Consider the following 13,776-nt stretch of genomic DNA (forward strand, 5'->3'; position numbering starts at 1 on the left):
GGGCTGAGCGGATAATTCGGGTCAGCCGTGCTGGATAAAGAGAACCCCGGGCGGGCCCGGGGTTCTCGAGGAACTGGTTAGAAAAAATCGCCCTTCTCGTCCTTGGTGGGTTCGAGGCTCCAGCCGGTGGCATCGCTGCTGCTGGCGATCTGCCCCTTCTCCTTCCACAGCTTGATCTTGAGGCGCAGGTTGTTGGCCGAGTCGGCGTTTTTCACCGCCTCTTCTTCCTCAATCACCCCTTCCACCACCAGGTCGAACAGGGCACTGTCGAAGGTAACCATGCCGAGGGCCTTCGATTTTTCCATCACCTCTTTGAGGCCGCCAAATTCGCCGCGTTTGATCATGTCGCGGATGGTGTGGGTGCCGAGCATGATCTCCACTGCGGCCCGGCGGCCGCCATCAGTGGTTTTCACCAGCCGCTGGGAGACAAAAGCCTTGAGGTTGTTGCCCAGATCGTTGAGCAGCTGGGGGCGGCGCTCCTCGGGGAAGAAGTTGATGATGCGATCCAGCGCCTGGTTGGCGTTGTTGGCGTGCAGGGTGGAGATGGCAAGGTGGCCGGTTTCGGAGAAGGCCAGCGCATGTTCCATGGTCTCGCGATCGCGAATTTCACCGATAAGGATGACGTCCGGCGCCTGACGCAGGGTGTTTTTCAGGGCGGCGTGGAAGCTGCGGGTATCCACGCCAACCTCCCGCTGGTTGATGATGCTCTTGCGGTGGCGATGAACGAACTCTACCGGATCCTCGATGGTGATGATGTGGCCGCCGCTGTTGCGGTTGCGGTGGTCGATAAGCGCTGCCAGCGAGGTAGATTTACCCGACCCGGTACCGCCGACAAACAGTACCAGACCGCGTTTTTCCATGATGGTGTCGAGCAGCACAGGCGGGAGTTTGAGATCTTCAAAGCGGGGGATTTCGGTCTTGATGTTGCGGGCCACCAGAGAGACTTCGTTGCGCTGCTTGAAGATGTTGACCCGAAAGCGGCCGATCTGGGGCAGGGAGATGGCGAGGTTCATCTCCAGATCCTTGTCAAATTGCAGTTTCTGCTCGCCATCCATGATCTCGGCGGCGATCCGCGCCACTTCACCCGGCTCCAGCGGCGTTTCGTTGAGGGGGCGCAGGCCGCCGTTAAACTTGGCGCAGGGGGGCGCGCCGGTCGACAGATAGAGGTCTGAGCCATCCTGCTTGGCCAGGATCTGTAACATGTCTCGCAATTCCATTTTTTTGCCTCGTCGATCAATGAGATGCCATGAGCGGGATGATATTGAGTGTACAGCCTCAGGCGCCGGTCAGTTTCTCGCGAAAGACAAAAAAGACCGCACCGAGAATGCAGAGCCCTGCCCAGAGATAGTCCCATTTCAGATCTTCCTTGAGATAGAAGATAGAGAAGGGGACGAATACGGTGAGGGTGATCACTTCTTGCAGGATTTTCAGTTGCCCCACACTCATCACGGTGTGGCCGATGCGGTTGGCTGGCACTTGCAGCAGGTATTCGAACAAGGCGATACCCCAGCTCACCAGGGCGGCAATGATCCAGGGTTTGTGGTTCATGCTCTTGAGATGAGCGTACCAGGCGAAGGTCATAAAGACGTTGCTGCAGAGCAGCAGACCGATACTGGCGAAAATCGGGTTCATGGGGTTCTCCTTTAAAATCAGGCGCATTTTATCCCTGAACCACCGGTTTTCATACGTGGTGCGGGAGGGTATTTTTAACCAACAGGATAAGCCGTGCGAGGTATGCGATGGGATGGGCAAGTTATGCGGGATTGTGTTGTTACTGTTATTTGCCATGCCGGTGCGAGCGACCCCGACGCTGACGGTGGCCACTGATCTGTGGCCGCCATTTCGCATCCTGCAAGCGGATGGCCGGTTGCAGGGGCTCGACATGGACATCCTGCGCCGGTTGCAACAGGCGAGCGGCATTGAGTTGCAGGTACGGCGGATGCCGTGGGGCAGGGCGCTCAAGCAGATGCAGACCGGTCAGGTCGATCTGATGATTGGCCTCGCCTATACCGCCGAGCGGGCGCAGTTCATCGACTATCTGCAGCCTGCCTACTACAAGTGCTGGCCCGCGTTTTATGGTCAGCCGATCAATGTGGCCCGGATCCACCAATACCGCGATCTGCAGGGGGTGAAGGTGGGCTATGTGCTCAATTCCGCCTACTTTGAGCCCTTCAACTCTGACAGTCGCCTCGACAAGCACGGAGTACCCACCGAAGATCAGCTGCTGCGCATGGTGCAGCGCGGTCACCTGCCGCTGATGATTGGCACCGACTGTCAGGTGGACTATGCCCCTAAGTCAGGGAAATGCCAGCCGGATAGGCAAGGCGGACTACCGCCCCGCCACGCCGGTGACCCTCTATCTGGGGATGAGCAAGCACTCACCTCATCAGTCGTTGCGCCAGCCCTTGCTGGTAGCGCTGCAAAATCTGGTGGCCAGCGGCGAGATAAGCGTGATGGCAAAGCGTTACCAGCCTTGACCTTGGGTGGCAAGCCACTGTTATCATGCCCTTTTCCTGCTTCCCCCAGGCGCTGCGACAGGGCTGGGGATGTAGCCTTGTTATTGTTGGGGATCATCCTTGTACCTCTCCCTTATCGCCCGCCAGCAGCGCTGGCAGCGGCGCTGGCTCGGTGGCCTGACGCTGCTGACCCTGCTGCTGTTTCTCTTATCCCTCGTCTGGGGCGAGTTTGTGCTGCTGCCCTGGCAGCCCCTTGGCGATCTCGAACAGCGCATCCTGCTGGAGCTGCGTCTGCCGCGCGCCTTGCTGGCCCTCTTGGCTGGTGCAGCGCTTGCCTGTGGCGGTGCCGTGCTGCAGGTGATGCTGCACAACCCGGTGGCGGAGCCCGGGCTGCTTGGTGTCTCAAGCGGGGCAGGACTGGCTGCCATGGTAGCGATGGCGGTAGCCAAATCCCTCGGTGTCTATCTGCCCGGCTGGGGGCTGTCACTGGCGGCCTTCGGTGGCGCCCTGCTGGTGACCATGCTGCTCATTCGGCTGGCTCGCCGGGCGCGTCTCGGCCATGCCCGCTTGCTACTGTTTGGGGTGGCTATCGGTATTCTCACCAATGCCGCCATGACCTGGCTGATGTACTTTGCCGACGACGGCTCCTTGCGTGAATTCATGTTCTGGATGATGGGCAGCCTCTCTTACGGCAGCCAGCAGTTTGCCTGGTGGTGGCTGGTGCTGCCGCTCACCCTGGGCTGGCTCTGCTGGCAGGGCAAGGCGCTGCAACAGTTGCTGCTGGGGGAGACCCAGGCCCGCCTGATGGGGATGGATGTCGACAGGATGCGAGTACGGCTGGTGCTGGCGGTCTGTCTGCTGACCGGGGTGGCGGTATCCCTGTGCGGGGTGATCGGTTTTGTCGGGCTGGTGGTGCCCCATCTGCTGCGGCTCTGTGGCGGTAGCGATCAGCGTTTCCTGCTGCCTGCGTCGGCGCTCGGTGGCGGGGCCCTGCTGCTGGCAGCCGATCTGGTTGCTCGATCCACCCTGAGCGCGGGGGAGTTGCCTATCGGGGTCATCACCGCCTCGGTGGGGGCGCCGCTCTTTATCTATCTGCTATTGAGGCAAACTGCTGATGGTTCTGCATGATTTGGTCGGGGCGCGCATTCAGCTTATTTACCCGTTGTTGAGGCAAGATGCCGATGTCGCCCGCTGATCACATGCCGGTTTCTTCTGGTGCTACTGCGCCGCTGCTGGAGGCGCGCGCACTCGCCATTGCCGGACGGCTCTCTCCCCTGGATATCCGCTGGCATGGCGGCCAGCTGGTGGCGCTGCTTGGCCCCAATGGCAGTGGCAAGTCGACCCTGCTCGGGGCGCTGGCGGGGATTTTACCCGCCGATGGCACAGTGTTGCTGGGGGGGGGAGTGCTTACTGACATGACTTGGCCCGAGCTTGCCAAACGGCGCGCCATGCTGCCCCAGCGTCAGCCCCAGCTGTTTCATATTCCGGTGTTTCAGGTGTTGAGCCTGGGGCTCGATGAGATGGTTGCACCCGCCAGACAGAACGAGGCGATAAATGCATTGTGCGAGGCATTGGAGCTGGAAGCTTTGCTGGCTCGTGACTTCAGCCGGTTGTCGGGGGGCGAGCAGCAGCGGGTGCTGATTGCCCGCACCCTGCTGCAGGTGTGGCCGAGCCTCAATCCGACCGGCAAGGTGCTGCTGCTGGACGAGCCGCTGGCGGGGCTCGACCTGCATCACCAGCTGGCGCTATTGCGGTTGCTGAAAACCCTGGCCGGGCAGGGCTTGCTGGTGGTGCTCGCCATCCACGATATCAATCTGGCCATCGACTGGGCCGACCGCATTCTCTGCCTGCAAGGGGGCGCGGTGGTGCGCGAAGGGGGTGTCGAGCTGGTGGATGAGACGCTGCTGGCGCAGGTATTCCAGATCCGCACCGACCGCATCGAAGCGGCGGGTCGGGTCTGGTTTATGCCCAGTTTGTGAGAAACAAGAAAGGCCCTTGGCGTCAGCCGAGGGCCTTTTTGAAGAATACGACTCGCTCCGTTTCGGCAAAGCCGAGTCGCTGGTGCATCTGCTGCGAGGCAAGATTGTCGATGGCGGCATCGGAGGCCAGTTCCCGGCAACCCAGCTCGCGGCCCCACTGCGCCACCTGAGCGATCAAGGCTTGGGCCACCCCACGCTGGCGCGAGGCCGGTTGCACATAGACCCCTTCCAGATACATCACAGGGCTGCTGTTGCAGCCATTCACGTAATCGTGGCGCAGGGCTGCATCGGCAAAGCCTACCGCCTGACTCTGCTCATCCAGCGCCAGAAAGGCGTTGAGATGTGCATTGGCCAACATCTCAACCCCTTCCTGCAGGTGGGCCGAAAGTGCGTGATGCGGCCACAGCTGCTGGCGCAGGGTTGCCCACTGCGCCAGCAGCGTCTCATCGAGGGGGACTATCTGCCAGCCGATATTTGTCATCGGGGCTCAGGCTTGCCGCTTGGCAAGGCGCACCTGCGCAGCCTCTGCCAGCATCGCCAGCAGGGTTTCGGTGTCGCTCCATGACAGGCAGGCATCGGTGATGCTCTGGCCAAAGGTGGCGGCGCAGCCGTTCTCCACATCCTGACGCCCTTCCACCAGGAAGCTCTCGGCCATGATACCGGCGATGCCGGTGCGGCCGCGGCGCAGCTGATCGCAGATATCTTGCGCGACCAGCAGCTGGCGACGGTGATCCTTCATGCTGTTGCCGTGGCTGAAATCGACCACCAGCCGCTCCGGCAGGCCCACATCGGCCAGCGCCTCGCACGCTTCATCGACACTGGCGGTGTCGTAGTTGGGTCGGTGGCCGCCACGCAGGATCACATGACCAAAGGGGTTACCGGCGGTGCGGTAGATGGTCATCTTGCCGTCCTTGTCCGGCGAATAGAAGATGTGGCTGTGACGGGCGGCACGCACCGCATCGATGGCGATGCGGGTATTGCCGTCGGTGCCGTTCTTGAAGCCAACCGGGCAGGAGAGGGCCGAAGCCATCTCGCGGTGTACCTGGGATTCGGTGGTGCGTGCGCCGATGGCGCCCCAGGTGATGAGGTCGGCAATATACTGGCCGGTCACCATATCGAGGAATTCGGTGGCGGTGGGCATGCCGATCTCGTTGATGTCGACCAGCAGTTTGCGCGCCAGTTTCAGCCCTTCGTTGACATCGAAGCTGCCATCGAGGCGCGGATCGTTGATCAGTCCCTTCCAGCCGACGATGGTGCGTGGTTTCTCGAAATAGGTGCGCATCACGATGCAGAGGCTCTCTTTATACTGCTCGCGCAGGGCGTTGAGGCGCTGGGCATACTCGCGAGCAGCAGCGGGATCATGGATAGAGCAGGGGCCGACAATGACCAGCAGGCGCTGATCGTCTCCGGCCAGAATGGCTTCCACTTCGCGACGGGCATCCAGCAGATTCTGGGCAATGGTATCGGTGATCGGAAACGCGTGTGCAAGCTCGCTCGGAGTGATCAGTGACTCCAGGCGACGGGTGCGCAATTCATCTGTGTGAATGGACATACAACTCAAGTCTCGAGTGGGTGGTGTCAGCCGCAAGGGGCGAAAAAGCAAAGAGATAAAATAAAGCAAAAGTCCCCTGATTGAAACCTTGGGGGGCTCTGATAGGATGTGAGGCCAAAATCGATTCCAAATGAGGTAGTTAGCGTGGCAAAGCCAGGGGCAACCGGGGTCACCCGCATCATCAACGCAACCGGTTACAGCATGAAGGGGCTCAAGTCAGCCTGGATTAACGAGGCGGCGTTTCGGCAGGAGCTGATGCTGATCCTGTTGCTGATGCCGCTGGCCTTCTGGCTGGGGGATTCTCTCAACCAGATCCTGCTGCTTATCGTCATCAGCTGGCTGGTGGTAATTGTCGAGATCCTCAACTCTGCCATTGAAGCTGTGGTAGACAGGGTTGGCTCCGAGCATCATGAGCTCTCCGGTCGTGCCAAGGATTTGGGCTCTGCCGCCGTCTTTATCGCGTTGGCCCTGAACGCCCTAGTGTGGGGTGCGCTGGTGGGCCGCAACCTGTTGGGATGGTGGTAAGCCATCACGCAGCTATCAGGCTCCACAACGTAAAAAAGCCCGTCATCACGACGGGCTTTTTGCTGCGCAGATAAGGGTCTATCAGTGGAGGATGCGGGCACGGATGGTGCCGTTGATCTCCTTGAGCTTGGCGAGCGCTTTCTCGCTGTGCTCGGTCTCCACGTCGATCACCACGTAACCTATATGGCTGCTGGTCTGCAGGTATTGACCGGCGATGTTGATCCCCTCTTCGGCGAAGATCTGGTTGATCTGGTTCATCACGCCCGGCTGGTTGCGGTGAATGTGCAGCAGGCGGCTGGAGCCCTTATGGCCCGGCAGCGACACTTCCGGGAAGTTGACGGCGGAGAGGGTGGAGCCGTTGTCGGAGTATTTGACCAGCTTGTTGGCCACTTCCAGCCCGATGTTCTCCTGCGCTTCATGGGTGGTGCCACCGATGTGCGGGGTCAGGATGACGTTTTCCAGCCCACGCAGCGGGCTTTGGAACTCTTCGTCATTGGACTTGGGCTCGACCGGGAAGACGTCGATGGCAGCGCCGGCGATATGCCCGCTCTTGATGACGTCAGCCAGCGCATCGATATCCACCACGGTACCGCGGGCGGCGTTGATGAAGATGGCGCCCGGTTTCATCATCCGCAGCTGCTCGGCACCGATCATGTTCTTGGTGGAGGCGGTCTCCGGCACATGCAGGCTGATGACGTCAGACATATTGAGCAGCTCGACCATGCTTGGCACCTGGATGGCGTTGCCCAGCGAGAGCTTGTTCTCGATATCGTAGTAATAAACCTTCATGCCGATGCTCTCGGCGATGATGCCAAGCTGGGTGCCGATATGGCCGTAGCCAATGATGCCGAGCTTCTTGCCGCGCGCTTCCACCGAGCGGTTGGCCAGTTTTTCCCACACGCCGCGATGGCACTTGGCGTTTTTCTCGGGGATGCCGCGCAGCAGCAGCAGGATCTCGCCCAGTACCAGCTCGGCGACCGAACGGGTGTTGGAGAAGGGGGCGTTGAAGACCGGAATACCGCGGATCTGGGCCGCTTCCAGCTCGACCTGGTTGGTACCGATGCAGAAGCAGCCGATGGCGACCAGCTTGTTGGCGGCGTCGAGGACTTTCTCGGTGATCTGGGTGCGGGAGCGCAGCCCGATGAAATGGACGTCGCGGATCTGCTCGATCAGCTCCTCTTCGGAGAGCGAGGTCTTGAGATACTCCACACTGGTGTAACCTGCGGCACGAAAGGTCTCTACGGTGTTGGGGTGAACCCCCTCCAGCAGCAGAACCTTGATTTTATCCTTGTCCAACGAAAACTTGGCAGTCATGACGATCCCTCTGTATGTGCAAACGTAAGTGCAGATTTGGTGTGCGAAGAAAACCGTAAAGTAGCAAAAACGTTTGGGAGAGGGAATATTTGTGACGAAAGTCAAATTCTTTGAAGTTATCAACGAATGTTGTAAACATCCGTATGCAACTTGTTGAGGGATAAATAAAAACGGCGCCATCAGGCGCCGTCATTTATTCACAGTGCAATGTTTGGGTCATATCCTATCCCGGTGCTCAATCAACGCCGCTGCTGCGTCAGAGGTTGCAGAGTGGCGCTGGCGAGGGAGGGAGGATGCCGCTGCACTGTGCTACCGGTGTCGGGATTACTGGGTAATCACGCCGTCCGGCGTACCGATCAGGACCACGTCGGCGCCGCGGGCGGCGAACAGGCCGTTGGTGACCACACCAACAATGGCGTTCAGTCGTACTTCCAGCGCCTTGGCGTCGGTAATGGCCATCCCTTTTACATCCAGAATGTGGTTGCCGTTGTCGGTGACCACACCTTCACGCCAGACCGGGTTGCCACCCAGTTTGCGGATTTCGCGGGCCACGTATTCGCGGGCCATCGGGATCACTTCCACCGGCAGCGGGAACTGGCCCAGCACGTCGACGGTCTTGGTGTTGTCGATGATGCAGATGAACTTGTCAGCGACGGCGGCAACGATCTTCTCGCGGGTCAGGGCTGCGCCACCGCCCTTGATCATGTCGCGGGTTGCGTTGATCTCGTCGGCGCCATCCACATAGACGGAGAGGGCGTCGATCTCGTTGAGATCATATACGGTGATGCCGAAGCCCTTGAGGCGCTCGGTAGAGGCCACGGAGCTGGATACCGCGCCCTTGATCTCGTCCTTCATGGTCGCCAGCGCGTCGATAAAGTGGTTGACGGTAGAGCCGGTGCCCACCCCGACGATGGTGCCGGGAACCACATACTTGAGCGCAGCCCAACCGGCCGCCTTCTTCATTTCATCTTGAGTCATGATCGTTCCTTAAGAAAAAAGCGGGCGCATTATATCCAACCCGGTACCCCGTCGCGACCTTGTTGCTCACGTTCCGGGGCAAAAAGAGGGACTTTGTAAATCGTTTGCCTGTTTATTCTGCGTTTGCGCGCACAAAGCAGGGGCTGCCTGCCAAAAACAGCCTATTCAAAGCGCCAGCAGTGGCTCGGGGTGATGATCTGGGGCAGCGGCACATCCCACTCCTCTTGCGGGACCGCATCCACCTGCTGGCAGTCGTGGGCAATGCCGAGTGGCTTGGGGCCCAGTTTGTGCTCATGCCAGATGGCGAGAGTGCGATCGTAGTAGCCGCCCCCCATGCCAAGGCGATTACCCTGGGCATCGAAGGCGACCAGCGGGGTGCAGATAAGATCGAGCGTGCTGTGGGGCACCACCTGCAGGATATCCAGCTCCGGCTCTTCGATGCCGTAGCGGTTGCGCACCATGGGACTGGTAGCGGTATAGCGCAAAAAGAGCAGGTGACCCGGAGTAAAGGGGTGGAGCACCGGCAGGTAGACCTCTTTGTGCTGGGCCCACAGCCAATGGATGGTGGGCAAGGGATTGATCTCCCCGTCATTGGCCAGATAGAGGGCAATGCGTTTGGCGGCGAGGATCTCGGGGTGTTGCTTGAACTGGGCCAGCAGCTGTTGGGCCGCCGCCTGCTGCTCGGCCGGACTCAGATTTTTGCGGCGTTGACGAACCAGTTGGCGCAGGGATTGACGTTCGGGTTGGGACTCATGCATGGGGAACCTCTGGTATAGCTGCGCATCGATGGCTTGAACGCGCTCTACCTTAGCACATTCACTCTTGACGTTAAGGGGGGCAGGGAAACCCCGTCCCGGACGGCTGATGCCCGGAACGGTGGGATAAATGCTGGCGGATCCGATAGTGAGTCAACAAGGGCCAGGGTGTGGCCCCTGTTGATGGCATGTCGGCGCGCCAGCGTCTGGTCTGTTACTTGTCAGCTTTGCCGCGCATCTGGTGCTTCACGAACACGGCAATCAGTGCCGCCACCGCGAGCGCCATCGGGTAGAAACTCATGCTCACTACCGCCAGCGGTGACAGGGCGAAGATGGAGCCCAGCAGCAGCGCCTGTGCGCCCCAGGGGATCAGACCCTGTACCACGCAGGAGAAAATATCGAGCATGGAGGCGGCGCGGCGCGGGGTGACACCGTGGTGTTCGGCCAGATCCCGGGCTACCTTGCTGGCGACGATAATAGCCACCGTGTTGTTGGCGGTGCAGAGGTTGGTGAGGCTCACCACCCCGGCGATGCCGAGCTCGGCGGCTTTCTCGTTCTGTTCACCATTGTGCTCGCGAGTGAAACGGGCAATCAGGGCGCTGATGCGCTCGCTGATCCATGCCAGTCCACCCTGACGTTCCATCAGGGCGCCGAGACCGCCGATCAGCATGGAGAGCAGGAAGATCTCCTGCATGCCGGTAAAGCCCTGATAGATATCCTTGCTGAACTGACCGATGGCGTAGCCGTTGATCATGCCCACTGCTCCGGCGGCCAGAATACCGATCCCCAGCACCACAAACACATTCACCCCGGCGAGCGCCAGCCCCAGGATCAGCAGATAAGGCATCACCTTGAACAGCTCGATGGCGCTGCCGTTGGCAGGGGATTCACCCACTGAGCCCAGGGTCAGATAGAGCAGGATCACCGCGATGGCAGCTGGGGCCGCAATCTTGAAGTTCTCGCGGAACTTGTCCTTCATCTCGCACCCCTGGCTGCGGGTGGCCGCGATGGTGGTGTCGGAGATGATGGAGAGGTTATCGCCAAACATGGCGCCGGAGAGAATGGTTCCCGCCATCAGCACCGGATCAATACCGGCCGCCTGTGCCACGCCCAGCGCGACCGGCGCCACGGCACCTATGGTGCCCATGGAGGTGCCCATGGCGGTAGCAATAAAGGCAGAGATGAGGAACAGCCCGGGCAACAGCGCCCAGCCAGGGATGAGGGAGAGGCCCAGCGCCACAGTAGCATCAACCCCGCCGGTGGCCTTGGCCACGCTGGCAAAGGCGCCCGCCAGCAGATAGATAAGGCACATCGCCATGATATTGCTGTGGCCGACTCCCTTGAAGAAGGTCTCCAGATTGCTGTTGAAGCTCTCTTTGCCAAGCAGCAGGGCCAGCATCACCGCAGGCAGGGCCGCAACCGGAGCAGGCAGCTGATAGAAGGCGAATTCGACCCCCTGCAGGGTCAGCCAGGTACCGGTACCGATAAAGAGTGCGAGAAAAACCAGAAGTGGCAACAAGGCCCTGGCACTGGGTTGAGTCTGGATCATGTGTTCCTCTGAAATTGAACAATGACCTCCTGTCATAAACTGCTTTGTACCTGTATCGGATAGGGATAGGGGGAAAACAGGGCGGGCATCCTGCCGCATTGGGGTGCCCACAGTAGTGAGTCAACCTCGCTTGGTCAAGATAGACGTCCAGATGGATAGGTGTTTTTGTTTGATGATTCTGGTGTTATTGAGATATCCAAAGAATATTCGGAAAAAGAAGTTAGCGCTGTTTATTGTTCATTACTGTTCTGACACAGTCCGCGGGTATCTGGGGGTATCGCGTGCCTTTAATAAGGAAAGAGGGAAACGATAAGATCTCTGCATGCCATCTTGGGGATTTCTCCCGCTGCCAAACGTCAGCCGCACCTCTCTCTATCTCTACGTGAGCATGGTGCGGATATTTCCAGAACGCTTGGACACAAGACCTGGGCTGTGTGGTTACTGTGTCAGTTTCTCTACCGCCTGAACGGCTGTCGCAATGGCATCCTGTTCCAGCGTCAGCGGAATGTGGCCAATACCCGGCAGCAGGGTGACAGGCCAGGGGATGCCGAGGCGTCTTAACTCAGGTTCAAGTTGATCAGTTTGGAAGGCTTCGTCATTTGTGCCAGCGATCACGGCGCAGGGGCGTTGCACATTGCGTATGTTTTGCTGGTAGTCACGCTCCGGCTGAAAGTTCGAAGCAAGGTTGAAGGAGTAGGATGGGGTCAGCAGGGATTTCGCCTCATCATTAAGGGCAAAATTCAGCACGGTCAGATGGTTGAGTGCGGAAATATGGAAACCGTTGAGGATGCTCAGGGCGATGAGGCGAGGCAAGCCGACACGCACCCAGCCACCGCTGTTGGGCCGGTAGTTGGCGGCGGTGGGGCCGAGATAGGGGGAGAGCAGCAGATAGCTCTCGAACAGGGTTTGTCGCGTGCTGCCAGCAACGCGCAGCACAAAGCCACCCCCTGACGAGAAACCGACGAGTGTTGCAGGCTTGTCGGGGGCTACCGACTTGATGAAATCTTCCAGATCGTCCTCAAGCTGACCGATGTAGGCAATGGTGCCTTTGTTGCCCGATGCGCCATGGCCGCGAATATCGAGGGCGTAGGCGTCGTATCCCGCTTGCGAAAAGGCGCTCGCCATCTTGTGCATGCTCTGGCTGCTGGCAGAAGAGCCATGAACCAGTACCACGCTGCCCTTGACCTTGTTGTTCTTCGTATTCTCCTCTGCGCCATAGTGCCGATAGGCCAACTGCGTGCCGTCACGCGCCGGGTATCTTGAGAGGGGTGGCATGTTGCTCCAGTCACTCCCCTTGAAAGGGTCGTTGATGCTGGCCATCGCCGGTGCCGGACTCGGCCCGCCAAACAGCAGAGCCGCGGCCAGCATGACCAGGGTCAGTGATATCAACCCCACAGCAAACAGCAATCCTGCGCTCATCTTTGCACCTCATTTGATATCGACACGGGCGTTGCCCTGATTTTGCTTATGCTGGCATTTCACTCGTTCGAACCTATCAGATGGCACCCGGTCTGCCAAATGATGGAGTGAGACGATGAAAAGCGGCCTGTGACCAAAAGGAAGTTCTTGGCCAGCCAGTGGGCGCTGCCGTTGGCGAGTGCAGCAAGGAGTGGTGGCATCATGGCTTTTCAAACCCGGCGCGGGCTGGTAAAACGGTCTCTTTCCATAATTAAAAGAGATGAGAGGGTGGAGATGGACAATCCGATCCGTGTGGCCGTGATGGGCTGTAATGGTCGTATGGGCAAGGTGCTGCTGGAGGCCATCACCAACACCGATGGCGTAGTGGTCGGTGCCGCGCTGGAGCGGCCGGGTTCGGCGGTGATCGGCCTTGATGCCGGTGAGCTCAATGGGCTGGGCCATCTGGGTGTGGCCATCAGCGATAGTCTGGACAAGGTGCGCGATGAGTTTGATCTTATCATCGACTTCACCCGCCCCGAGGTGACCCTGGCCAATCTGGCTTTTGCGCTGGCCCACCACAAGCAGATGGTGATCGGCACCACCGGTTTTGACGATGCAGGCAAGGCTGCTCTGAAAGAGGCTGGCAAGCAGATTGGTATCGTGTTCGCCTCCAACTACTCGGTCGGGGTCAACCTGGTGTTCAAACTGCTGGAGCAGGCCGCCAAGGTGATGGGGGATTACACCGACATCGAGATCATCGAAGGCCACCATCGCCACAAGGTGGATGCGCCATCCGGTACTGCGCTCTCCATGGGGGAAGTGGTCGCCAAAACGCTGGGCCGGGATCTGAAAGAGTGCGCCGTCTATGGCCGCGAGGGGATCACTGGCGAGCGGGATCGCAACACTATCGGCTTTGCCACCATTCGTGCCGGCGATCTGGTGGGGGAGCATACCGTCATGTTTGCCGATATCGGCGAGCGGGTGGAGATCAGCCACAAGGCCTCCAGCCGCCTGACCTTCGCCAACGGTGCTGTGCGGGCGGGCAAGTGGCTTGGTCAGCAGGGGGCCGGTCTTTATGACATGCAGGATGTGCTCAATCTCAAGTGATGCCTCTGAGCGGCACTTTCGTACTACTGCTACCCCAGTGAAAAACCCCGGCTTGCCGGGGTTTTTGCTGTCAGTCAGCCAGAGTTTGTGTAAAAAGACGCGCTATCGGCAATTTTTTATCTGAATGCCTTATAAATCACACTATTGCGTTATCCACCAGATT

General features: G+C 59.5%; 13 protein-coding genes and 1 pseudogene. 5 read left to right on the plus strand and 9 right to left on the minus strand.

Features of this window, described 5'->3' with window-relative positions; genetic code table 11:
• Window positions 1–77: 77 nt before the first annotated feature.
• Window positions 78–1,217 carry a type IVa pilus ATPase TapW gene (tapW, locus tag G5533_RS04070; RefSeq protein WP_139473595.1) on the minus strand — a complete coding sequence of 380 codons (1,140 nt, stop codon included), beginning with the start codon at window positions 1,215–1,217 and terminating at the stop codon, window positions 78–80.
• Window positions 1,218–1,275: 58 nt separating this feature from the next.
• Window positions 1,276–1,632 carry a DMT family protein gene (locus tag G5533_RS04075; RefSeq protein ID WP_005353120.1) on the minus strand — a complete coding sequence of 119 codons (357 nt, stop codon included), beginning with the start codon at window positions 1,630–1,632 and terminating at the stop codon, window positions 1,276–1,278.
• A gap of 112 nt (window positions 1,633–1,744) precedes the next feature.
• Between G5533_RS04075 and G5533_RS04080 the strand changes: the two are divergent.
• From G5533_RS04080 to G5533_RS04090, 3 genes and pseudogenes are all read left to right on the plus strand, one after another.
• A pseudogene (locus G5533_RS04080) lies at window positions 1,745–2,477 on the plus strand (substrate-binding periplasmic protein).
• 99 nt (window positions 2,478–2,576) lie between these two features.
• A complete protein-coding gene (gene btuC / locus G5533_RS04085) occupies window positions 2,577–3,584 on the plus strand; it encodes a vitamin B12 ABC transporter permease BtuC (protein WP_227342376.1) in 1,008 nt (335 codons plus the stop codon).
• Between the two features lie 53 nt (window positions 3,585–3,637).
• The gene (locus tag G5533_RS04090; protein WP_227342378.1) at window positions 3,638–4,435 is read left to right on the plus strand and encodes an ATP-binding cassette domain-containing protein; all 798 of its coding nucleotides are present in this window, start codon (window positions 3,638–3,640) and stop codon (window positions 4,433–4,435) included.
• A gap of 22 nt (window positions 4,436–4,457) precedes the next feature.
• Here the strand turns inward: G5533_RS04090 and aac(6') are convergent, their stop codons facing one another.
• Window positions 4,458–4,916 (minus strand): aminoglycoside 6'-N-acetyltransferase, encoded by a 459-nt coding sequence (gene aac(6') / locus G5533_RS04095; protein WP_047437493.1) that lies wholly within the window; start codon window positions 4,914–4,916, stop codon window positions 4,458–4,460.
• 6 nt (window positions 4,917–4,922) lie between these two features.
• Window positions 4,923–5,987, minus strand: a complete 1,065-nt coding sequence (locus G5533_RS04100) for a 3-deoxy-7-phosphoheptulonate synthase (RefSeq protein ID WP_216953269.1) — start codon at window positions 5,985–5,987, stop codon at window positions 4,923–4,925.
• 144 nt (window positions 5,988–6,131) lie between these two features.
• Between G5533_RS04100 and G5533_RS04105 the strand changes: the two genes are divergently transcribed.
• Entirely contained in the window at window positions 6,132–6,512 is a 381-nt protein-coding gene (locus G5533_RS04105) for a diacylglycerol kinase (RefSeq protein WP_005337641.1), read from the plus strand.
• A gap of 81 nt (window positions 6,513–6,593) precedes the next feature.
• On the opposite strand, the gene serA is transcribed toward G5533_RS04105, so the two are convergent.
• From serA to G5533_RS04130, 5 genes are all read right to left on the minus strand, one after another.
• On the minus strand, window positions 6,594–7,826 hold the full coding sequence (gene serA, locus G5533_RS04110) for a phosphoglycerate dehydrogenase (RefSeq protein ID WP_005337639.1): 1,233 nt from the start codon (window positions 7,824–7,826) through the stop codon (window positions 6,594–6,596).
• Between the two features lie 324 nt (window positions 7,827–8,150).
• Window positions 8,151–8,804 (minus strand): ribose-5-phosphate isomerase RpiA, encoded by a 654-nt coding sequence (gene rpiA / locus G5533_RS04115; protein WP_005353106.1) that lies wholly within the window; start codon window positions 8,802–8,804, stop codon window positions 8,151–8,153.
• Window positions 8,805–8,965: 161 nt separating this feature from the next.
• A complete protein-coding gene (locus tag G5533_RS04120) occupies window positions 8,966–9,562 on the minus strand; it encodes a 5-formyltetrahydrofolate cyclo-ligase (protein ID WP_005337635.1) in 597 nt (198 codons plus the stop codon).
• Window positions 9,563–9,773: 211 nt separating this feature from the next.
• A complete protein-coding gene (locus tag G5533_RS04125; RefSeq protein ID WP_129503682.1) occupies window positions 9,774–11,108 on the minus strand; it encodes a Na+/H+ antiporter NhaC family protein in 1,335 nt (444 codons plus the stop codon).
• A 438-nt stretch (window positions 11,109–11,546) separates the two neighbouring features.
• Window positions 11,547–12,527, minus strand: a complete 981-nt coding sequence (locus tag G5533_RS04130) for an alpha/beta hydrolase (RefSeq protein WP_139407246.1) — start codon at window positions 12,525–12,527, stop codon at window positions 11,547–11,549.
• A 273-nt stretch (window positions 12,528–12,800) separates the two neighbouring features.
• Between G5533_RS04130 and dapB the strand changes: the two genes are divergently transcribed.
• Window positions 12,801–13,613 carry a 4-hydroxy-tetrahydrodipicolinate reductase gene (gene dapB / locus G5533_RS04135; protein ID WP_005347132.1) on the plus strand — a complete coding sequence of 271 codons (813 nt, stop codon included), beginning with the start codon at window positions 12,801–12,803 and terminating at the stop codon, window positions 13,611–13,613.
• Window positions 13,614–13,776 lie beyond the last annotated feature (163 nt).

It is taken from the genome of Aeromonas sp. A600620 (assembly GCF_029479985.1).
GTDB classification, from domain to species: Bacteria; Pseudomonadota; Gammaproteobacteria; order Enterobacterales; family Aeromonadaceae; genus Aeromonas; species Aeromonas veronii_A.